This window comes from Microbacterium arborescens, from assembly GCF_049707515.1.
Lineage (GTDB): Bacteria > Actinomycetota > Actinomycetes > Actinomycetales > Microbacteriaceae > Microbacterium > Microbacterium arborescens_B.
Genome location: NZ_JBNAFI010000001.1, coordinates 539,848 through 560,078 on the forward strand (window position 1 = coordinate 539,848; position 20,231 = coordinate 560,078).

The 20,231-nt window shown below is 69.4% G+C and carries 21 protein-coding genes; 19 read left to right on the forward strand and 2 right to left on the reverse strand.

Annotation, left to right across the window (positions count from 1 at the left end; genetic code table 11):
• Position 1: 1 nt before the first annotated feature.
• The 4 genes from thrC to prfA all read left to right on the forward strand — a co-directional run bounded on the left by thrC (position 2) and on the right by prfA (position 5,473).
• A complete protein-coding gene (thrC, locus tag ACPYN5_RS02385; RefSeq protein ID WP_424447379.1) occupies positions 2–1,087 on the forward strand; it encodes a threonine synthase in 1,086 nt (361 codons plus the stop codon).
• Positions 1,084–2,013, forward strand: a complete 930-nt coding sequence (gene thrB, locus ACPYN5_RS02390; RefSeq protein ID WP_424447380.1) for a homoserine kinase — start codon at positions 1,084–1,086, stop codon at positions 2,011–2,013. Before thrC ends, thrB begins: the two co-directional genes overlap by 4 nt.
• A 152-nt stretch (positions 2,014–2,165) precedes the next feature.
• A complete protein-coding gene (gene rho, locus ACPYN5_RS02395; protein ID WP_424447381.1) occupies positions 2,166–4,394 on the forward strand; it encodes a transcription termination factor Rho in 2,229 nt (742 codons plus the stop codon).
• A 2-nt stretch (positions 4,395–4,396) separates the two neighbouring features.
• Positions 4,397–5,473, forward strand: coding sequence for a peptide chain release factor 1 (gene prfA, locus ACPYN5_RS02400; protein ID WP_424447382.1), 1,077 nt, complete (start codon positions 4,397–4,399; stop codon positions 5,471–5,473).
• Positions 5,474–5,571: 98 nt separating this feature from the next.
• On the opposite strand, the gene epsC is transcribed toward prfA, so the two are convergent.
• Together epsC and cysK are read right to left on the reverse strand one after the other, a co-directional pair.
• On the reverse strand, positions 5,572–6,144 hold the full coding sequence (epsC, locus tag ACPYN5_RS02405; RefSeq protein WP_424447383.1) for a serine O-acetyltransferase EpsC: 573 nt from the start codon (positions 6,142–6,144) through the stop codon (positions 5,572–5,574).
• Positions 6,144–7,097 (reverse strand): cysteine synthase A, encoded by a 954-nt coding sequence (gene cysK, locus ACPYN5_RS02410; RefSeq protein WP_424447384.1) that lies wholly within the window; start codon positions 7,095–7,097, stop codon positions 6,144–6,146. Before cysK ends, epsC begins: the two co-directional genes overlap by 1 nt.
• A 126-nt stretch (positions 7,098–7,223) precedes the next feature.
• Here cysK and prmC point away from each other — a divergent pair, with 126 nt between their 5' ends.
• From prmC to ACPYN5_RS02485, 15 genes are all read left to right on the forward strand, one after another.
• Positions 7,224–8,105: a peptide chain release factor N(5)-glutamine methyltransferase gene (gene prmC, locus ACPYN5_RS02415; RefSeq protein WP_424447385.1), complete on the forward strand. Its 882-nt coding sequence runs from the start codon at positions 7,224–7,226 to the stop codon at positions 8,103–8,105.
• 34 nt (positions 8,106–8,139) lie between these two features.
• On the forward strand, positions 8,140–8,898 hold the full coding sequence (locus tag ACPYN5_RS02420) for an L-threonylcarbamoyladenylate synthase (RefSeq protein ID WP_424447386.1): 759 nt from the start codon (positions 8,140–8,142) through the stop codon (positions 8,896–8,898).
• The gene (locus tag ACPYN5_RS02425; RefSeq protein WP_424447387.1) at positions 8,895–10,052 is read left to right on the forward strand and encodes an MraY family glycosyltransferase; all 1,158 of its coding nucleotides are present in this window, start codon (positions 8,895–8,897) and stop codon (positions 10,050–10,052) included. The genes ACPYN5_RS02420 and ACPYN5_RS02425 overlap by 4 nt, the downstream gene beginning before the upstream one ends.
• The gene (locus ACPYN5_RS02430; protein WP_424447388.1) at positions 10,049–10,534 is read left to right on the forward strand and encodes a Cg1360 family ATP-synthase-associated protein; all 486 of its coding nucleotides are present in this window, start codon (positions 10,049–10,051) and stop codon (positions 10,532–10,534) included. Before ACPYN5_RS02425 ends, ACPYN5_RS02430 begins: the two co-directional genes overlap by 4 nt.
• A gap of 140 nt (positions 10,535–10,674) precedes the next feature.
• Complete coding sequence (atpB, locus tag ACPYN5_RS02435; RefSeq protein WP_424447389.1) at positions 10,675–11,481, forward strand: F0F1 ATP synthase subunit A; 807 nt, start codon at positions 10,675–10,677, stop codon at positions 11,479–11,481.
• Between the two features lie 43 nt (positions 11,482–11,524).
• The gene (gene atpE, locus ACPYN5_RS02440; RefSeq protein ID WP_023955203.1) at positions 11,525–11,764 is read left to right on the forward strand and encodes an ATP synthase F0 subunit C; all 240 of its coding nucleotides are present in this window, start codon (positions 11,525–11,527) and stop codon (positions 11,762–11,764) included.
• Between the two features lie 31 nt (positions 11,765–11,795).
• Positions 11,796–12,350, forward strand: coding sequence for a F0F1 ATP synthase subunit B (locus tag ACPYN5_RS02445; protein ID WP_424447390.1), 555 nt, complete (start codon positions 11,796–11,798; stop codon positions 12,348–12,350).
• On the forward strand, positions 12,350–13,138 hold the full coding sequence (locus tag ACPYN5_RS02450; protein WP_274222631.1) for a F0F1 ATP synthase subunit delta: 789 nt from the start codon (positions 12,350–12,352) through the stop codon (positions 13,136–13,138). The genes ACPYN5_RS02445 and ACPYN5_RS02450 overlap by 1 nt, the downstream gene beginning before the upstream one ends.
• 73 nt (positions 13,139–13,211) lie before the next feature.
• Positions 13,212–14,852 carry a F0F1 ATP synthase subunit alpha gene (gene atpA, locus ACPYN5_RS02455; protein WP_424447391.1) on the forward strand — a complete coding sequence of 547 codons (1,641 nt, stop codon included), beginning with the start codon at positions 13,212–13,214 and terminating at the stop codon, positions 14,850–14,852.
• 21 nt (positions 14,853–14,873) lie between these two features.
• Positions 14,874–15,776 (forward strand): F0F1 ATP synthase subunit gamma, encoded by a 903-nt coding sequence (locus ACPYN5_RS02460; RefSeq protein WP_424447392.1) that lies wholly within the window; start codon positions 14,874–14,876, stop codon positions 15,774–15,776.
• 21 nt (positions 15,777–15,797) lie between these two features.
• A complete protein-coding gene (gene atpD / locus ACPYN5_RS02465) occupies positions 15,798–17,243 on the forward strand; it encodes a F0F1 ATP synthase subunit beta (protein WP_424447393.1) in 1,446 nt (481 codons plus the stop codon).
• Between the two features lies 1 nt (position 17,244).
• Positions 17,245–17,502 carry a F0F1 ATP synthase subunit epsilon gene (locus ACPYN5_RS02470; protein ID WP_424447394.1) on the forward strand — a complete coding sequence of 86 codons (258 nt, stop codon included), beginning with the start codon at positions 17,245–17,247 and terminating at the stop codon, positions 17,500–17,502.
• Positions 17,503–17,572: 70 nt separating this feature from the next.
• A complete protein-coding gene (locus ACPYN5_RS02475) occupies positions 17,573–18,325 on the forward strand; it encodes a YaaA family protein (RefSeq protein WP_424447395.1) in 753 nt (250 codons plus the stop codon).
• Positions 18,326–18,435: 110 nt separating this feature from the next.
• Positions 18,436–19,158, forward strand: a complete 723-nt coding sequence (locus tag ACPYN5_RS02480) for a large exoprotein (protein ID WP_424447396.1) — start codon at positions 18,436–18,438, stop codon at positions 19,156–19,158.
• Between the two features lie 85 nt (positions 19,159–19,243).
• A complete protein-coding gene (locus ACPYN5_RS02485) occupies positions 19,244–20,227 on the forward strand; it encodes an aldo/keto reductase (protein ID WP_424447397.1) in 984 nt (327 codons plus the stop codon).
• The last annotated feature ends 4 nt before the right edge of the window (positions 20,228–20,231 follow it).

Sequence of the window (20,231 nt, forward strand, 5' to 3'; positions counted from 1 at the left end):
GGTGGTTCATCTCTGGCAGGGCGTGATGCGCGAGTTCGCGGATCGCCTCGACGTGACCGACTCCTCGACGGTCGTCAGCCTCGGCGAAGGCGGCACGCCTCTCGTCCCCGCACGCGAGCTGTCACGCCTCACCGGCGCCGACGTCTGGGTGAAGTTCGAGGGGATGAACCCCACCGGCTCCTTCAAGGACCGCGGCATGACGGTGGCGCTCTCCCGCGCGGTCGAGCACGGGGCCGAGGCCGTCATCTGCGCCTCGACGGGCAACACCTCCGCTTCGGCGGCGGCGTACGCGGCGCACGCCGGGATCACGGCCGCCGTCCTCGTCCCCGAGGGCCGGATCGCGATGGGCAAGCTGAGCCAAGCCGTCGCGCACGGCGGCACGCTCATCCAGATCCGCGGCAACTTCGACGACTGCCTCGAGATCGCGCGCGAACTCGCCGACCACTACCCGGTGCACCTGGTCAACTCGGTCAACCCCGACCGCATCGACGGACAGAAGACCGCCGCCTACGAGATCGTCTCGCAACTGGGCGACGCGCCGGACTTCCACTTCGTCCCCGTCGGCAATGCCGGCAACTACACCGCGCACGCGCGCGGCTATCGCGACGAGGCGTCACGCGGTGCCGCGACGCGCGTCCCGCGGATGTTCGGCCTGCAAGCGGCCGGCTCGGCGCCGCTCGTGCGCGGGGAGGTCGTGAAGAGCCCCGACACGATCGCGACCGCGATCCGCATCGGCAATCCTGCGTCGTGGAGTCTCGCCCTCGAGGCGCGGGATGCGACCCAGGGATGGTTCGGCGCCATCGACGACACCCGCATCCTCGCCGCGCAGAAGCTCCTCGCCAGCACCGCCGGCGTGTTCGTCGAGCCCGCCTCCGCGATCACCGTCGCGGGTCTCCTCGACCGGGCCGAGGCGGGCGTCATCCTCGCCGGTGCGAAGGTCGTGCTCACCGTCACCGGTCACGGCCTGAAGGACCCGCAGTGGGCGCTGCGCAATGCCGACGGCACCGACGCCGAGCCGATCGTCGTCGACGCGACGACCTCGGAAGTGGCCTCCGTCCTCGATCTCGCACCGCAGGCGACGGCATGAGCCGGTCGGTCCAGGTCCGCGTTCCCGCGACGAGCGCCAACCTCGGTCCGGGCTTCGACACGCTCGGACTCGCTCTCAGCGTCTACGACGAGCTGATCGTCACCGAGCTGCCCGAGCCCGGCCTCGAGATCACGGTGTCGGGCGAGGGTGCCGCCGATGTGCCCACCGATGCCTCGCACCTGGTCGTGCGGGCGATGGCCTATGCGTACGAGGCGTTCGGCCGGACGATGCCCGGCGTCCGCCTCGAGGCCCGCAACGCCATCCCGCACGGGCGCGGCATGGGGTCGTCGGGGGCCGCGGTCGTGTCGGGGCTGCTCGCGGCCAAGGGACTGCTCGCGGGCGACGTCGAGATCGGTGCCGATGCTCTGCTGCGTCTCGCGACCGAGCTCGAGGGACATCCCGACAACGTCGCGCCCGCGCTGTTCGGCGGCCTCACGATCGCGTGGGTCGACGAGCACGGTCCGCAGCACAAGAAGCTTCTCGTGCACCGCGGCGTCGCGCCGCTGGTGTTCGTGCCGGACTTCACGATGTCGACATCCGTCGCCCGCGGCTTCGACCCCCTTCAGGTCACGCGCGAAGACGCGATCTTCAACCTCTCGCGCTCGGCGCTGCTCGTCGCTGCCCTCACGCAGAGCCCCGATCTGCTGCTCGCCGCGACCGAGGACAAGCTCCACCAGTCGTACCGCGCCCAGGCGATGGTCGAGACCGACAAACTCGTCCGGGCGCTCCGGGCCGAAGGTTTCGCGGCCGTCGTGTCGGGCGCAGGTCCCAGCGTGCTGGTGCTGGCGGACGGCCCGGGGCAGCGCCTGGCGGCCGCCGAGGTGGCCGCGAATACCACAGACACCCCGTGGGATGCGCGGATGCTCGCGGTCGATGTGCGCGGTGGTATGGTGAGGGACCATACGGAGGGTTCCACACCACTGTGATCTGAGCCTCCGTCGCAATTCTGCGAATCACCGCGAACACCCCTGATCCATACCCCGTGCCGTCGGCCGGAAGCGTGTGGCAGGTGGAGGGCGCCCGCCGTGGACGGCGCCGGACGCGGTTCTGTCATATCCACCGTGTAAGAGGAGAACTCGTGGAGTCCAACTCCGAGAACCTGACGATCGACGAGACCGTCGACGCCCCGACCGACGGGGTCGTCGAGCAGCGGGATGCCGTCGCCGAGACGCCCGCGGCGAACGCCCCCACCGGGGCCCCCACACCCGAGGACACTGCGGCCGAGGACGCGGCGCCCGAGGAGGAGACCGTCGAGGTCGCCGCCGCTGAGGCCCCGTCGGAGTCCGCCGCAGCGGCATCCGACGAGCAGAGCGCGCCGGAAGAGACGGCTGCGACTGCCGAGCAGGCGCCGGCCGAGCCCGTCGCCGCCGACCCCGCCGAGAAGCCGGCGAAGGCGCCGCGCAAGCGTGCCCCGCGCCGCGCGAAGAGCACGGACGTCGCGCCCGCCGCCGCTGCCGACGAGACGCCGGCCGCCGCCGAGCCCGCCACGGACGCGCCCGCCGCGGCCGCTGCGGACGACGACGCAGCCGTGAGCGACGCCGCACCCGCCGCTACGCCCGCCGCGGACGAGGCGCCGGCCGCCGCCGAGGCGCAGCCCGCTGCCGGCGCCGCGCCGGCCGCGAATACCGAGCCGACGGAGGCCGATGAGGCCCCGAAGAAGCCGGCCCGCGGACGTGGCCGCGGCCGCAACGTGAAGAAGGACGTCGAGGCCGACGCTGCGCCCGTCGCCGACACGACGACCGGAGCCGCCGAGGCAGCGACGACCGACGACGCTCCCGAGATCCCGGCCGAGCAGGCCGCGGAAGGCGAGACGCCCTCCGATGAGACGGCGAAGTCCGACGCCGGCGACGGCGAGGGCGAGTCGACCGGTCGCTCGCGCAGCCGCTCGCGCAGCCGCAACCGCAACCGCAACAAGGACGGCGCGCAGAACGGCGCCGCGGGCAACCAGAACCAGGCCGGCCAGAACCAGGGCGGCAACCAGCACCAGGCCGGCCAGAACCAGGGCGGTCAGAATCAGGGCGGAAACACCGGCCCCGATGACGACGACGCGTCGGGCCAGAACGGCCGCGGCCGCCAGCGCAACAAGCGGCGCAGCCAGGGCGGTGGCGACGAGTTCGACACCGAGATCAACGACGACGACATCCTCATCCCGATCGCGGGTGTGCTCGACGTGCTCGACAACTACGCGTTCGTGCGCACGACCGGCTACCTTCCCGGCACGCAGGACGTCTACGTCTCGCTCGGACAGGTCAAGAAGTACAACCTGCGCAAGGGCGACGCCGTCGTCGGTGCGATCAAGCAGCCGCGCGAGGGCGAGCAGTCGAGCCGCCAGAAGTACAACGCGCTCGTGAAGGTCGACTCGATCAACGGCCTGTCGGTCGAGGATGCCGCGGGACGCGTCGAGTTCGGCAAGCTCACGCCGCTGTACCCCCAGGAGCGCCTGCGTCTCGAGACCGGTCCCGAGAAGCTCACCCAGCGCATCATCGACCTCGTCGCCCCGATCGGCAAGGGTCAGCGCGGCCTCATCGTCGCGCCCCCCAAGGCCGGCAAGACGATCGTGCTGCAGCAGATCGCGAACGCGATCGCGCAGAACAACCCCGAGGTCCACCTCATGGTCGTGCTCGTCGACGAGCGCCCCGAAGAGGTCACCGACATGCAGCGCACGGTGAAGGGCGAGGTCATCGCCTCGACGTTCGACCGTCCGGCCGAGGACCACACCACGGTCGCCGAACTCGCCATCGAGCGCGCGAAGCGTCTCGTGGAGCTCGGCCGCGATGTCGTGGTGCTGCTCGACTCGATCACGCGTCTCGGCCGCGCCTACAACCTGTCGGCACCGACGTCGGGTCGCGTGCTCACGGGTGGTGTCGACGCCTCGGCTCTCTACCCGCCCAAGCGCTTCTTCGGTGCTGCGCGCAACATCGAGAACGGCGGCTCGCTGACGATCCTCGCGACGGCGCTCGTCGAGACCGGATCCAAGATGGACGAGGTCATCTTCGAGGAGTTCAAGGGCACCGGCAACAGCGAGCTGCGCCTCTCGCGCCAGCTCGCCGACAAGCGCATCTTCCCGGCCGTCGATGTCAACGCATCGTCCACGCGTCGCGAGGAGATGCTGCTGTCGCCTGACGAGGTGAAGATCACGTGGAAGCTGCGCCGGGCCCTGGCCGGTCTCGACCAGCAGCACGCGCTCGGCGTCATCCTCGACAAGCTCAAGGAGACGCAGTCCAACGTCGAGTTCCTCGTGCAGATGCAGAAGTCGATCCCGGCGACCGCCACGCACTCCGGCGGGCACGACAACAGCATCCGCTGATCGTGTTCGAGTCCGTCCGGGGGCTGCTCGACGAGCACCGCGCGGTTCAGGAGGAGCTCTCCGACCCCGCGGTGCACGCCGACGCGGCACGCGCCAAGCGCGTCAACCGTCGGTACGCCGAGCTGTCGCGGATCGTCGCGGCCCACGATGCGTGGGTCGCGGCGTCCGACGACCTCGCGGCCGCTCGTGAGCTCGCTCGCGAGGACGATGCCTTCGCCGCCGAGATCCCCGCCCTTGAGGAGGGGCTGCGCGAGGCGCAGGAACGCCTGCGCCGCCTGCTCATCCCGCGCGATCCCGACGACGCGCGCGACGTCATCATGGAGATCAAGCAGGGCGAGGGGGGAGCGGAGTCCGCTCTGTTCGCCGCCGATCTGCTGCGGATGTACATGCAGTACGCGGCCTCTCGAGGATGGAAGACCGAGCTGCTCGAGCGCAACGAGTCCGACCTCGGCGGGTACAAGGACGTCCAGGTCGCGATCAAGGGCTCGTCGTCGGATCCGTCGCAGGGCGTGTGGGCGCACTTGAAGTACGAGGGCGGCGTGCACCGCGTGCAGCGAGTTCCGGCGACGGAGTCGCAGGGGCGCATCCACACGTCGACCACCGGCGTGCTCGTGTTCCCCGAGGTCGATGAGCCGGAAGAGATCACGATCGACCCGAACGACCTGAAGATCGACGTCTTCCGCTCGTCGGGCCCGGGCGGTCAGTCGGTCAACACGACCGACTCGGCGGTGCGCATCACGCACGTGCCGACCGGCATCGTCGTGTCGATGCAGAACGAGAAGAGCCAGCTGCAGAACCGCGAGGCGGGCATGCGGGTGCTGCGGGCACGGCTGCTCGCGAAGCAGCAGGAAGAGCGGGATGCCGCGGCATCCGACGCCCGTCGCTCGCAGATCCGCGGGATGGACCGCTCCGAGCGCATCCGCACATACAACTTCCCCGAGAACCGCATCGCCGATCACCGCACCGGGTACAAGGCCTACAACCTCGATCAGGTGATGGACGGTGCGCTCGGACCCGTCGTCGAGAGCTGCATCGCCGCCGACGAGGAAGCGCGTCTCGCGGCCCTCGCCGACGACTGACCCCTGCTTCTCCTCGGCGCCCGTCGACTCGCCGGCATCTGCGGATGTCGCGAGCCCGGCACCCCCGTTTCCGACGGATCGACGGGGGCGAGGGTGAGTCAGATGTGGTACTCGGGAGCGGTGAGCATGGCTCGTGTGTCCTCGCCCTCACCGCGTGGCCGCGGCCGGGCGGGGACGCCGACCAGCACCGAGTCGGGCGGAGCGTCCTTCGTGACGACGGCGTTGGCCCCGACGACGCTGTGGGCGCCGATCGTGATAGGTCCGAGGATCTTGGCGCCCGCGCCGACGGCCACGCCGTCCTCGAGCGTCGGGTGACGTTTGCCGGCGTGACGCGTCCTGCCGCCGAGGGTCACACCGTGGTACAGCATGACGTCGTCGCCGACGACGGCCGTCTCGCCGATGACGACGCCCATGCCGTGGTCGATGAAGAAGCGGCGCCCGATGCGCGCGCCGGGGTGTATCTCAATGCCGGTCAGGAGACGGGTCAGCTGCGACCCGGCGCGCGCGAGGAGGCGCGCGCGCCGGAGCCACAGCCGGTGCGTGATGCGGTACGACCACACCGCGTGCAGCCCCGGGTACAGCAGCGCGATCTCGAGGCTGCTGCGTGCCGCGGGGTCGCGGAGCTTCGCGGCGGCCAGATCTTCGCGGATGCGCGCTCGGAGCGAGGTCATCAGTCTTCGCGCAGGTCCTCGAACAGCGGGGTCGAGAGGTAGCGCTCACCGAACGACGGGATGATCACGACGATGTTCTTGCCCTCGGCCTCGGGACGCGCCGCGACCTGCAAAGCCGCCCAGACGGCCGCACCGGACGAGATGCCGACGAGGATGCCTTCCTTCGACGCGACCTCGCGCGCGACGCGTACGGCATCGTCGAAGGTGACATCCTGAACTTCGTCGATGACGCTCTGGTCGAGGATCGGCGGGATGAAGTTCGGGCCGATGCCCTGGATCTTGTGGGGTCCGGGCTTGCCCTCGGTCAGCAGCGGCGAGTCCTTCGGCTCGACCGCGACGACCTGCACGTCGGAGACGCGCTCCTTGAGCACCTGACCGACGCCCGTGATCGTGCCGCCCGTGCCGATGCCGGCGACGAAGTAGCCGATCTGTCCATCGGTGTCGCGGAGGATCTCCTCGGCCGTCGTGCGGCGGTGCACGTCGGGGTTGGCCTCGTTGGCGAACTGCTTCGCGAGCACGGCCCCCGGCGTCTCGGCAGCGATCTTCTCAGCCTCCGAGACGGCGCCCTTCATACCGAGCGAGGGGTCGGTCAGCACGAGCTCGGCGCCGTAGGCCTTGAGCAGCAGGCGGCGCTCGGTCGACATCGACGAGGGCATCGTGAGGATCACGCGGTAGCCGCGCGCGGCCCCCACCATCGCCAGCGCGATGCCGGTGTTGCCGCTGGTTCCCTCGACGATCGTGCCGCCGGGCTGCAGCGCGCCGGCCTTCTCCGCGGCGTCGACGATGGCGATGCCGAGGCGGTCCTTGACCGAGGACGCGGGGTTGTAGAACTCGAGCTTGGCGAGCACGGTGCCGGGCAGGCCTTCGCTGACGCGGTTCAGTCGCACGAGAGGCGTGTTGCCGTACGCGGTGGTGATGTCGGGGTGGATGCCGTGGGTGACCGGGTCGGACATGTCTGCCTTTCGGGGTTTTCGAGCGGATGCCGCGTCGCGGCGGGATCGTCGCCCAGCCTATTGTCGCCATCCGATGAGGGCGCCGAATGTGACGAAGCCGCGCTGCTGACTAGGCTTGTCGGCGCCATGAGCACCGCGCCCGTCTCTGCACCGACCCTGACCGAGGTCCTGCGTGCCGCGACCGCCGAGCTCGAGGCCGCGTTCGTCCCCACCCCGCAGGTCGACGCCGAGCTGCTCGCCGCCCACGTCCTCGGGGTCGGCCGGGGCGAGCTGTCGGCCGCCGTCTTCCGCGGCGACGCCATCGACCGCGAAGACGCCGAACGACTCGCCGACCTCGTCGCCCGGCGCGCCGCGCGCGAGCCCCTGCAGCACCTCACGGGGCTGGCGCCGTTCCGCCACCTCGAGCTGCGGGTCGGACCCGGCGTGTTCGTCCCGCGCCCCGAGACCGAGTCGGTCGCGCAGATCGCGATCGACCTGCTCCGTGCGGCGGCCGGGCCCGAACCCGTCGCCGTCGACCTCGGCACCGGCTCGGGTGCCATCGCCCTCGCTCTGGCGACCGAGGTGCCCCATGCGCGGGTTCATGCCGCCGAGAACTCCGTCGACGCCTTCATCTGGACGAAGGAGAACTTCGCCCTGGTGGGCGCCTCGAACGCGCGACTCGCCTTCATCGACCTCGAGCACGCCTTCCCCGAGCTCGACGGAACGGTCTCGGTGCTGGTCTCGAACCCGCCCTACGTCCCCGACGACGCGGTGCCCCGCGACCCCGAGGTGCGGCTGTGGGACCCGCCGGCCGCGCTGTACGGCGGAGCCGACGGGCTCGACGTGGTGCGGACGCTCTCGCGGGTCGGACTGCGTCTCGTGCATCCGGGCGGCAGCATCGTCATCGAGCACGGCGAGCTGCAGGGAGCCGCCATCCGCGCGATCCTGGCCGCCGACGGGTGGTCGGCGGCGGCGACGCATCCCGATCTGACCCTGCGTGACCGCACGACGACAGCCGTCCGTTCCTGAGCCCCGGCGGGCGCCGCCGTACACTGGAGCGGTCATGTCTCCCGTTTTCGACTGCCGCGACGAGACCCAGGTCCTTCCCGGCATGCGCCAGGCGCGCCAGGCCATCGGTCGCGGCGACCTCATCGTCCTGCCCACCGACACCGTCTACGGCATCGCCGCCGACGCCTTCAGCGCGTCCGCCGTCGCCAAGCTGCTCGCGGCGAAGGGCAGGGGCCGCCAGTCGCCGCCCCCGGTCCTCGTGGCCGGCATCTCCACGATGCGCGCCCTCGTGGCCGAGGTTCCCGAACCGGTCGAGCGGCTCGTCGAGGCCTTCTGGCCCGGCGGTCTCACCATCGTCCTGCCCGCCCAGCCCTCGTTGTCGTGGGACCTGGGTGAGACGCGCGGCACCGTCGCCGTGCGCATGCCCGCCGACCGCTTCGCCCTCGAGCTCCTCGAGGAGTGCGGACCCCTGGCGGTCTCGAGCGCGAACCTCACCAAGATGAGCGCCGCGGTCTCGATCGATGACGCGGTGGGCATGCTGGGTGAGAGCGTGTCGGTCTACCTCGACGGGGGACCGGCCGCGACCGGCATCGCCTCGACGATCGTCGACGCGACCACTCTCATCGGCACCGACCCCGCGCCGGTCCGCGTCCTGCGCGAGGGTGCCGTCAGTCGCGAGGCGCTGCGCGACGTGCTCGGCGACCTGCTCGAACCCGACCCCGAGCCCGAGCACGCCGAGGCTGCGAACCGCACCCCCATGGAACCGGGCTCGCCGGGACGCGCCGGCGAGGCCGCCGGCGGCAGCGTCGCGTGAGGCTCTACCTGGCCACATTCGTGGTCACGGCCGTGGTGACCTTCGGGTTGACGTGGCTCGTTCTCAAGGTGAGCCTGCGCTACCGCCTGTATCCCGCCATCCGGGAGCGGGATGTCCACAAGACGCCGACGCCGCGGCTCGGCGGGGTCGGCATGTTCCTCGGGGCGACCGCCGTCATCCTGGCGTCATCGCAGATCCCCTTCTTCGCGATCTTCTGGGCCAGACCCGAACCGATCTGGGCGATCCTCGCGGCCACCGCCCTCATCGTGGCCGTCGGCGTCGCGGACGACCTGTGGGATCTCGACTGGCTCATCAAGCTGGGCGCACAGTTCGCCGCCGCCGCGATCGTCGTCGGTTTCGGGGGAGTGCAGCTCTACACCATCCCCGTCGGCGGGCAGACGGTCGTCTCGAGCGCCGCGAGCTTCACGATCACGGTGTTCTCCATCGTCGTGGTGATGAACGCCGTCAACTTCATCGACGGGCTCGACGGTCTCGTCGCGGGCGTCGCGCTGATCGCCAACGGCGTGTTCTTCACCTACACCTATCTGCTGGGCCGCGACTTCGGCGCCAGCAGCTACGCGAACCTCGCCTCGTTCCTCGCCGTCGTGCTGCTCGGGGTCTGCGCCGGCTTCCTGCCGCTGAACTGGAACCCCGCGAAGCTGTTCATGGGAGACTCCGGCGCTCTCATGATCGGCCTGCTCATGAGCTGCTCGGCCATCCTCGTCACCGGCACGCTCGTCCCCGCCACCGGCGACAACGACGTCTTCGGTCGCTCACAGCTGCTGGGAGCGTTCATCCCCATCCTGTTGCCCGTCGTCGTCGTGCTCCTGCCCCTGCTCGACTTCGGGATGGCCGTCATCCGCCGGATGTCGCGCGGGAAGTCGCCGTTCTCGCCCGACCGCAAGCACCTCCATCACCGCATGCTCGACATGGGCCACAGCGACCGCGACGCCGTCCTGGTCTTCTACGCCTGGACGACCGTGGTCAGCCTGTCGGTCCTGCTGATGTACATCGGCACGACGGCGGGGTGGCCGGGCGACTACCTCTTCGGTCTCGGCTTCCTCATCCTCGGCGTCGCCGCCTGCCTCGTCGTGACCTTCATCCCCGCACGCCCCCTGCGCCCGACCTCCCTCGTGAAAGAGCCCTCCTCGTGACTGCGAACACCCCTGACCCGAACGATCGCCGCCGCATCTCCAGCACGCCGATCCTCCGCGCCGCACTCACGTGGGGGCTCGCGGTCGGCGTCATCGTCGCCGCCGCCTTCGCGCTCGGCGGGGGCCTCATCGCGGGCGCGGACGGCGCCTGGAGCGGTGTGATCGGCGCGCTCGTGGGCATCATCTTCCCGGCATTCACCGCGCTCAGCATCCTGATCGGGAATCACTGGTACGGGCACCCGCAGTGGTTGCAGATCTTCTTCGCCGTGGTGCTCGGCGGCTGGCTGCTGAAGTTCGTCCTCGTCATCGTCGCGCTCCTGCTGCTGTTCCAGGTGGAGTGGCTCGAGCGGGGGATCTTCGCCCTCGCCGTCATCGTCGCTGCCGTCGCGTCGCTCGTCGTCGACCTCGTCGTGCTGAGCCGGATGCGCCTCTCCGGAGCCTCCGATGTCGAGCTTCCGACATCCGACTCGATCAACGATTAGGTCGAGCCGCAACCTTTGGTAGTGTGGGAGTACACTCTGCGGCCGGTGTGCAGTGGCGACACTGAGGCCCCGCTGGAGTTGTTCCCTTCTAACCCTCACCGAGCTAGTCCAGGCTGGCCCGAGAAGCTGGAGCCAATACGTTGACTCAAGCGACGACGATTGTCGCAGCGGCGGCATCGGACAACGAGTTCCACCCGCCGTCCATCTCCGACTTCTTCCCGCCTGCTCTGCTGTTCGAAGGCACGCCCTTCGAATTCACGCGGATCAGCCTCGTCCAGGTCATCGCGACCGTGGCGCTGGTGATCTTCCTGGTGCTGGGCACCCGCCGCCTGTCGGTGGTGCCGGGCCGCTTCCAGAGCGTGGTCGAGTTCGGGTTCGGCTTCGTGCGCGACCAGGTCGTGTACCAAGTGCTGGGCGAGAAGGACGGGCGGCGCTTCCTGCCGCTGCTGACGGCGATGTTCTTCACGATCCTGTTCATGAACCTGACGGGTGTGATCCCCGGCATGAACATCGCGGGTACCTCGGTCGCCGGTGCGCCGCTGGTGTTCGCGCTCGTGGCGTACGTCATGTTCATCTACGCCGGCATCCGCAAGCACGGCGTCGGGCACTTCCTGAAGAACTCGCTCGTGCCGAGCGGCGTTCCGATCTACCTGCTGCCGATCATCGCGCTCGTCGAGCTCATCTCGACGTTCATCGCCCGTCCGGTGTCGCTGTTCCTGCGACTGCTGCTGAACATGATGGTCGGGCACCTCATGCTCGTGCTGTTCTTCGCGGCGACGCAGTTCTTCCTGCTCGGGCTCAACGCCTTCACGCCTCTCGCGGCGGGAACGCTCGCGATGGGCTTCGCCTTCACCCTCTTCGAGATTTTCGTCTCGATCCTCCAGGCCTACGTCTTCACGATCCTCACCGCGGTCTACATCCAGCTCGCGGTCGCGGAAGAGCACTGACGAGCAGCTGACCGGCTGCTCGCCCTACGAAAGGAAAACACCAGTGGACGCAACGACGGTTCTCGCCCAGGTCACCGGCAACATCGCGACCGTGGGTTACGGCCTCGCGGCCATCGGCCCGGCCATCGGCCTCGGCATCATGATCGGCAAGACCATCGAGTCGACCGCCCGTCAGCCCGAGCTCGCAGGCCGCCTGCAGAGCACCATGTTCATCGGTGTCGCGTTCATCGAGATCCTCGCGCTGATCGGCATCGTCACGCCGTTCATCTTCAACGCGCTCTGATCCCGACGCGACCCACAGATAAGGAGACAGGATGCTGAACGCTCTTGTCACGCTTGCGGCGGAGGAGGGATCCAACCAGGTCCCGATCCTCCCGGCGATGTACGACATCATCTGGTCGGGCGTCTGCTTCGTCGTCATCATCTTCGTGGTGGTGCGCTACGCGATGCCGCGCATGAACACGGTGCTCGACGCGCGCAGCGCCGCCATCGAGGGCAACATCGCCAAGGCCGATGAGGCTCAGCGCAAGGCTGAGGCAGCGCTCGAGGAGTACACCGCCCAGCTCGCCGAGGCGCGCAAGGAAGCCGGAGAGATCCGCGACGCCGCTCGCGAGGACGGTCGCAAGATCGTCAGCGAGGCGAAGCAGAACGCATCGGCAGAGGCCGAGCGCCTCACCGCTGCCGCTCACACGCAGATCGAAGCGGAGCGTCAGGCCGCTGTCGTCTCGCTGCGCAGCGAGGTCGGTACGCTGGCCCTCGACCTGGCCGGCGGCGTCATCGGCGAGACCCTGTCCGATGACCAGAAGGCGCAGGCGGTCGTCGACCGCTTCCTCAGCGAGCTCGAGGCTTCCGAGAAGGCGTCGAACTGATGGGCAGCGCGACCACTCAGGCACTCGCTGCGACGACGGCGGCCATCGCACAGACGCCCGGGCTCACGCTCGACGTGTCCGGCGAGCTGTTCGTCGCCGCGCGGGCTCTGGCGGACTCGCCGCATCTGAGCGGCGCGCTGACGGACAACGCCGCGTCGCAGCAGTCTCGCGACCGGGTCGTCACCCAGGTCTTCGGCTCGACCTTCGCGCCGCAGACCGTGGCGCTGCTGCAGGTCGCCGCCGAGCAGCGCTGGTCGTCGGCCGACGACTTCGTCGACGCGGTCGAGGAGATCGCGATCCGTGTTGCGGCCGTCTCGGACACCGGCGACATCGAGAACGAGCTGTTCGGTGTGCTGCACGCCATCGCGGGCAACCCCGAGCTCGAGCTCGCGCTCGGCAGTCGCCTCGGCGAAGCGTCCGCGAAGGGCGCGCTCGTCGATCGTCTGCTCGAGGGGCGCGCCGGTGCCGGCGCACGTCTCGTGGCATCGGCGATCGTGCAGCGTCCGCGCGAGCGTCGCGTGCGCCAGCTGCTCGAGCGTGCGATCCGCATCGTCTCGAGTCAGCGCGGCCGCGTCGTCGCGAGCGTGCGCACGGCGACGACGCTGAACGACCAGCAGCGCTCGCGTCTCGCTGAGACGCTCTCCAGCCGCTACGGCACGCCCGTCTCGCTCAACCTCATCGTCGACCCCGCGGTCGTCGGCGGGCTGCGCATCGAGATCGGCGACGACGTGATCGATGCGACCGTCGCCTCCCGCCTCTCCGATCTCCGCCAGCGACTGGCGGGCTGACCCACCTCATCGCCCGCAGGGGCGTACCGGCCGGACGCATCCGGACCCACAGACTCAGGACCGAAGGAACACCATGGCAGAACTGTCCATCAGCCCGGATGTCATCCGTGACGCGCTGAAAGACTTCGTCGCCGCGTACGAGCCCACCGGGGCCGCCGCGACCGAGGTCGGCACCGTCGTCGACGCGGCCGACGGCATCGCCCACGTCGAGGGTCTGCCCGGCGTCATGGCGAACGAGCTCGTCCGCTTCGAGAACGGCGCCGAGGGCCTCGCACAGAACCTCGACGAGCACGAGATCGGTGTCGTCGTGCTCGGCGACTTCGCCGGCGTTCAGGCCGGTCAGAAGGTCACCCGTACGGGCGAAGTGCTGTCGGTCGGCGTCGGCGAGGGCTACCTCGGCCGCGTCGTCGACCCGCTCGGCAACCCGATCGACGGCCTCGGCGAGATCGCGACGACCGGACGCCGCGCCCTCGAGCTGCAGGCTCCCGGCGTCATGCAGCGCAAGTCGGTCCACGAGCCGATGCAGACCGGCATCAAGGCCATCGACGCGATGATCCCCGTCGGCCGCGGACAGCGTCAGCTGATCATCGGCGACCGCCAGACCGGCAAGACGGCGATCGCGATCGACACGATCATCAACCAGAAGGCCAACTGGGAGTCGGGCGACGTCAACAAGCAGGTCCGCTGCATCTACGTCGCGATCGGCCAGAAGGGCTCGACCATCGCCTCGGTGAAGGGCGCGCTCGAGGACGCCGGTGCCATGGAGTACACGACAATCGTCGCGGCCCCGGCATCCGACCCCGCCGGTTTCAAGTACCTCGCCCCGTACACCGGCTCGGCCATCGGCCAGCACTGGATGTACGAGGGCAAGCACGTCCTGATCATCTTCGACGACCTGTCGAAGCAGGCCGAGGCCTACCGTGCCGTGTCGCTGCTGCTGCGCCGCCCGCCGGGCCGCGAGGCATACCCCGGCGACGTGTTCTACCTGCACTCGCGTCTGCTCGAGCGCTGCGCGAAGCTGTCGGACGAGCTGGGCGCCGGTTCGATGACGGGTCTGCCCATCATCGAGACGAAGGCCAACGACGTCTCGGCGTACATCCCGACCAACGTGATCTCGATCACCGACGGCCAGATCTTCCTGCAGTCCGACCTGTTCAACGCCAACCAGCGTCCCGCGGTCGACGTGGGCATCTCGGTGTCGCGCGTCGGCGGCGACGCTCAGGTCAAGTCGATCAAGAAGGTCTCGGGCACGCTGAAGCTCGAGCTCGCGCAGTACCGCTCGCTCGAAGCGTTCGCCATGTTCGCCTCCGACCTCGACGCCGCGTCGCGTCGTCAGCTCGCCCGCGGTGCGCGCCTGACCGAGCTGCTGAAGCAGCCGCAGTACTCGCCGTACCCCGTCGAGGAGCAGGTCGTCTCGATCTGGGCCGGTACGAACGGCAAGCTCGACACCATCGAGGTCGAGGACGTCCTGACCTTCGAGCGCGACCTGCTCGACTACCTCAAGCGCAACACGTCGATCCTCGACACGCTGCGTGAGACGAACGTGCTGGGTGATGACACCGTCGCCGAGCTCGAGAAGGTCGTCGACGCTTTCGTGCTCGAGTTCCAGGGCGGCAAGGGCCAGGCCATCAACAAGCTGGGCCGCGAGGAGACCGCTGCCGCCGAGGCCGACGACGTGAACCAGGAGCAGATCGTCAAGGGCCGCCGCGGCTGACGCGGAGGACGACACACACTTATGGGCGCACAACTCCGGGTCTACAAGCAGAAGATCAGTTCTGCTCAGACGACCAAGAAGATCACGAAGGCGATGGAGCTCATCGCGGCTTCGCGCATTCAGAAGGCGATGGGGCGCGTCCGCGCGTCCTCTCCCTTCGCGCGGGCCGTGACGCGTGCCGTCTCCGCGGTGGCGACCCACTCCGACGTCGAGCACCCGCTGACGACCGAGCGCGAGACGATCCGTCGCTCGGCCGTCGTCATCTTCGCCTCCGACCGCGGCCTCGCCGGCGCGTTCAACTCGCAGATCCTTCGCGAGGGTCTCGAGCTGGCGGAGCTGCTGCGGTCGCAGGGCAAGGAAGTGGACTACTACCTCATCGGCCGCAAGGCCGTCGGGTACTTCCAGTTCCGTCGGATGCGGGCTGCGGGGGAGTGGACGGGTGACACCGACACGCCTCACTTCAGCACGGCCGAGCAGGTCGCCGGGGCTCTCCTCGACGCCTACGCTCAGGGCGGCGAAGACGGCGGCGTGGACGAGATCCACCTCGTGTACAACCGTTTCGTCAGCATGATCACGCAGACGCCGGAAACGGTTCGTCTGCTGCCCCTCGAGGTCGTCGAGGCCGATGCCGCGACGGCGGACCAGGCTCCGGTCTATCCGCTGTACGAGTTCGAGCCCGACCCCGAAACGGTGCTCGACGCGCTGCTGCCGGTCTACGTCCAGAGCCGTGTGTTCAACGCGCTGCTCCAGTCGTCCGCCGCCAAGCACGCCGCGACGCAGAAGGCGATGAAGTCGGCGAGCGACAACGCCGACAAGCTCATCACCGACTACACCCGCCTGCGCAACAACGCTCGCCAGGCCGAGATCACTCAGCAGATCGCCGAGATCGTCGGCGGCGCCGACGCTCTGGCGTCGGGCAAATAAGACCAACCGAAAGAGACAGACATGACCACCGTCACTGCCGAAGCCACGTCGGTCGTCGGCCGCGTTGCGCGCGTCACCGGCCCCGTCGTCGACATCGAGTTCCCGCACGACTCGATCCCCGACATCTACAACGCGCTCAAGACCACGATCACGATCGACGGCGCGTCGACCGAGATCACCCTCGAGGTCGCTCAGCACCTCGGCGACGACCTCGTCCGCGCCATCTCGCTGAAGCCGACCGACGGCATGGTCCGCGGCCAGGAGGTGCGCGACACGGGCGGCCCCATCACGGTCCCCGTCGGCGACGTCACCAAGGGCAAGGTGTTCAACGTCACCGGCGACGTGCTCAACGCCGCCGAGGGCGAGACCATCGAGGTCACCGAGCGTTGGGGCATCCACCGCCAGGCGCCGAGCTTCGACCAGCTCGAGTCGAAGACGCAGATGTTCGAGACCGGCATCAAGGTCATCGACCTCCTCACCCCGTACGTGCTGGGCGGCAAGATCGGCCTCTTCGGTGGTGCGGGCGTCGGCAAGACCGTCCTCATCCAGGAGATGATCCAGCGCGTCGCGCAGGACCACGGTGGTGTGTCGGTGTTCGCCGGCGTCGGCGAGCGCACCCGTGAGGGCAACGACCTGATCCACGAGATGGAAGAGGCGGGCGTCTTCGAGAAGACCGCCCTCGTCTTCGGCCAGATGGACGAGCCGCCGGGAACGCGTCTGCGCGTGGCCCTGTCGGCGCTGACGATGGCGGAGTACTTCCGCGACGTGCAGAAGCAGGACGTGCTGCTGTTCATCGACAACATCTTCCGTTTCACGCAGGCCGGCTCCGAGGTCTCGACGCTGCTGGGCCGCATGCCCTCGGCCGTGGGCTACCAGCCGAACCTGGCCGACGAGATGGGTGTGCTCCAGGAGCGCATCACCTCGACGCGCGGTCACTCGATCACCTCGCTGCAGGCGATCTACGTCCCCGCCGACGACTACACCGACCCGGCCCCCGCGACGACGTTCGCGCACCTCGACGCCACGACCGAGCTCTCCCGCGAGATCGCGTCGAAGGGTCTGTACCCCGCCGTCGACCCGCTGAGCTCCACGAGCCGCATCCTCGACCCGCGCTACATCGGTGAGGACCACTACCGTGTGGCCACCGCCGTGAAGCAGATCCTGCAGAAGAACAAGGAGCTGCAGGAGATCATCGCGATCCTCGGTGTCGACGAGCTCTCCGAAGAGGACAAGATCGTCGTGTCGCGCGCACGCCGCATCCAGCAGTTCCTCTCGCAGAACACCTACATGGCGAAGAAGTTCACCGGCGTCGAGGGCTCCACGGTTCCGATCAAGGAGACCATCGAGTCGTTCGACGCGATCGTCAAGGGCGACTTCGACCACGTGGCCGAGCAGGCCTTCTTCAACGTCGGCGGCATCGGCGACGTGGAAGAGAAGTGGGCGAAGATCCAGAAGGAGAACAGCTGACATGGCTCTGACGGTCACGCTCGTCTCCGCCGAGGCGGAGGTCTGGTCCGGCGAGGCTTCCCTCGTGGTGGCCAAGACGGTCGAGGGCGAGATCGGCTTCATGGCAGGTCACGAGCCCGTGCTGGCCATCCTCGCCGAGGGCCAGGTCCGCATCACGCAGCCGGGCGGCGCCAAGATCGTCGCCAATGCGCAGGACGGCTTCCTGTCGATGGAGGGCGACGAGCTCACCATCGTGGCCGGCAACGCCACGCTGGCCTGACGCACATCACGTCACCGAGAGACCACACCCTCCGGGGTGTGGTCTCTCGTGCTGAGAGGGGAAGATCCGGATGCTGGTGCTGCTGCCGCCCTCCGAGACCAAGCGCGCCGGCGGTGCGGGCGCGCCGCTCGACATCGACGCCCTCACGCTGCCGCAGCTCGCTCCCGAGCGTCGCGCGGCGGTGACCGCGCTCGTCGCGCTGTCTGCGGATCCGGACGCCGCGGCCCGCGTGCTGAAACTGAGCGAGCGCCGTCTCGGCGAGATCGCCGTCAACGCTGCGCTCGAGACCTCGCCGACGATGCCGGCGGTCGACCGGTACACGGGTGTGCTCTTCGACGCGTTGGACCCCGCGACTCTCGACAGCGCGGCTCGCGAGTGGCTCGGTGCGCACGTGCTGATCCAATCGGCGCCGTTCGGTCCGGTCGGCGCCCTCGACCCCATCCCGGCCTACCGCCTGGCCGCGGGCACCGCGCTCCCCGGCATCCCGGCACTGCGCCGGCACTGGGCCGAGGCAGGCACCGCAGCGCTCGGCGCCACCGGCGCCGCGTTCGTGCTCGACCTCCGGTCGGAGGCGTACGTGGCGCTCGCCCCGATCCCGGATACCGTGCCGTCGGCGTTCGTGCGGGTGGTCACCGAGGGCGGCGACGGCACGGTTCGGGCCCTGAATCACTTCAACAAGCACGCGAAGGGCGAGCTGGCGCGCGCGCTCGCTCGGTCGGCCCCGACGGTCGAGTCGCGGGAGCACTTCGTCGACTGGGCGGCGTCGCACGGTTGGGCGGTGCGCGAGCCCGCCGACTCCGCCGAGCTCGAACTCGTCGTCTGATCGTCAGCGGACGGCCTCGTCAACGTCCCACGCCCAGACGCGCGGTTCGCTAGCATGAGCGGCGACCGTCGGCGCGAGTGCGTCGTGGATCACGACTGAGGAGGTCGTTCATGCCGGACTACTACGACGGTGACGGTGCAGGGGTGGGCGCAGCACTCGCCTTCATCTTCCTGCTGCTGCCCATCATCCTGATCCTCGCGCTCGCGGGGTACCTCATCACCTCGTTCTTCTTCATGAAGATCTTCGAGAAGGCGGGTGTGCAGGGCAAGTGGCGAGCCTGGGTGCCGTTCTATCGCGAGATGGTCTTCGCGAAGCTCGGTGACCTGTCGCCGTGGGTCATGCTCGGCGCGATCATCGCGACCGGCGTGCTGAGCAACATCCCCGGCATCGGTTTCATCTTCGGCTACCTCGCCATCATCGCGCTCGCTCTCGCGAGCGTGCGCGTGGGGCTGAAGCTCGGCAAGGACTGGCCGCTGGTCCTGCTCTACATCATCCCCGGTATCGGTCAGCTCATCTGGCTGGGCATCGCCGCATTCTCGAGCTCGCCCTGGAACCCGAACGTGCAGCCCTCGCCGTGGCGGACGTCGTTCCTGCGCGACACCACGGTCTGGCAGGGCATCCCGGTCCAGCCCGACGGCGGCGCCGCCCCCGCAGCGGGTGCATACGGGGCCACCGGGTCGGGCTACGCCTCGCCGTCTGCTCCTGCCGCTCCTCCCGCGGGTGCCTACCCGCCGCCCGCTCCGCCGGCGACGCCCCCCGCTGGCGCCTACCCGCCGCCGACCACGCCGCCGCCGACCACGCAGCCGCCGACTCCGGACGCACCGCAGCAGTGACCACCCGAGGAGCCTTCGTCGAATGACGGGGGCTCCTCGTCGTCAGCGGCCCCGGCACCGGTGCATTCGGGGTTAGCGTGGGGAGATGCACGATGCAGTGGAGACGCGCCGCCTCGGATCCTCCGGACTTCTGGTGTCGGCGGTGGGACTGGGGTGCAACAACTTCGGCCGACGCGGGACGCCCACCCAGACGTTGGACGGCACGGTCGCCGTGCTCGACGCCGCTCTCGACGCCGGCGTCACCTTCCTCGACACGGCCGACATCTACGGCAGTGAGCCCGGTCTCTCCGAGACCCTCATGGGTGAGGCGCTCCGCGGGCGGCGCGACCAGGTGGTGTTGGCAACGAAGTTCGGTCACAGCGCCGTCGATCTCGGGCTGCCGGGGGCCAAGGGCTCGCGGGCGTACATCCGGCGCGCGGTGGAAGCCTCGCTCGAACGGCTGCAGACGGACTGGATCGACCTCTACCAGCTGCACACGTCCGACCCGGAGACCCCGATCGAAGAGACGCTCGACGCCCTGAGCGACCTCGTGCGCGAAGGGAAGGTGCGCTACATCGGCCACTCCAACCTCGCCGGGTGGCAGATCGCCGAAGCCGAGGCCGTGGCGCGAGCCCGAGGTGACGTGCCGTTCGTCTCGGCGCAGAACCAGTACAGCCTTCTCGCTCGCGGCGCGGAGCGCGAGGTGCTGCCGGCCGTTCGCCACTACGGTCGCGGGTTCCTGCCGTACTTCCCGCTTCACAACGGCCTCCTGACCGGCAAGTTCACGCGCGACTACGTGCCCGCCGACTCCCGGGTCGCCCGGGAACGCCGACACCTGTGGGAGAAGGCGCCGTGGGATGCGCTCGATGCCTATCGTCTCTTCTGCGACGAGCGCGGCATCACGATGGTGCATGCGACCTTCGGGTGGCTGCTCGCACAGCCGGCGCTCAGCAGCGTGATCGCCGGGGCGACCTCGCCCGACCAGATCCGCTCCAACGCTGCGGCGGCCTCGGCATGGCAGCCCGACGCCGACGACCTTGCGACCATCGACGGGCTCTTCCCCCTACCGGCCGATCCCGCCGCCGGCTAGCCGA

What these genes read in the sequence shown, in the direction of transcription:
- thrB (WP_424447380.1), top strand. Translation starts at nt 1,084, where the DNA reads ATGAGCCGGTCGGTCCAGGTCCGCGTTCCCGCGACGAGCGCCAACCTC.
- epsC (WP_424447383.1), bottom strand. Translation starts at nt 6,144, where the DNA reads ATGACCTCGCTCCGAGCGCGCATCCGCGAAGATCTGGCCGCCGCGAAG.
- cysK (WP_424447384.1), bottom strand. Translation starts at nt 7,097, where the DNA reads ATGTCCGACCCGGTCACCCACGGCATCCACCCCGACATCACCACCGCG.
- prmC (WP_424447385.1), top strand. Translation starts at nt 7,224, where the DNA reads ATGAGCACCGCGCCCGTCTCTGCACCGACCCTGACCGAGGTCCTGCGT.
- ACPYN5_RS02420 (WP_424447386.1), top strand. Translation starts at nt 8,140, where the DNA reads ATGTCTCCCGTTTTCGACTGCCGCGACGAGACCCAGGTCCTTCCCGGC.
- ACPYN5_RS02445 (WP_424447390.1), top strand. Translation starts at nt 11,796, where the DNA reads ATGCTGAACGCTCTTGTCACGCTTGCGGCGGAGGAGGGATCCAACCAG.
- ACPYN5_RS02450 (WP_274222631.1), top strand. Translation starts at nt 12,350, where the DNA reads ATGGGCAGCGCGACCACTCAGGCACTCGCTGCGACGACGGCGGCCATC.
- atpA (WP_424447391.1), top strand. Translation starts at nt 13,212, where the DNA reads ATGGCAGAACTGTCCATCAGCCCGGATGTCATCCGTGACGCGCTGAAA.
- ACPYN5_RS02460 (WP_424447392.1), top strand. Translation starts at nt 14,874, where the DNA reads ATGGGCGCACAACTCCGGGTCTACAAGCAGAAGATCAGTTCTGCTCAG.
- atpD (WP_424447393.1), top strand. Translation starts at nt 15,798, where the DNA reads ATGACCACCGTCACTGCCGAAGCCACGTCGGTCGTCGGCCGCGTTGCG.
- ACPYN5_RS02470 (WP_424447394.1), top strand. Translation starts at nt 17,245, where the DNA reads ATGGCTCTGACGGTCACGCTCGTCTCCGCCGAGGCGGAGGTCTGGTCC.
- ACPYN5_RS02475 (WP_424447395.1), top strand. Translation starts at nt 17,573, where the DNA reads ATGCTGGTGCTGCTGCCGCCCTCCGAGACCAAGCGCGCCGGCGGTGCG.
- ACPYN5_RS02480 (WP_424447396.1), top strand. Translation starts at nt 18,436, where the DNA reads ATGCCGGACTACTACGACGGTGACGGTGCAGGGGTGGGCGCAGCACTC.
- ACPYN5_RS02485 (WP_424447397.1), top strand. Translation starts at nt 19,244, where the DNA reads ATGCACGATGCAGTGGAGACGCGCCGCCTCGGATCCTCCGGACTTCTG.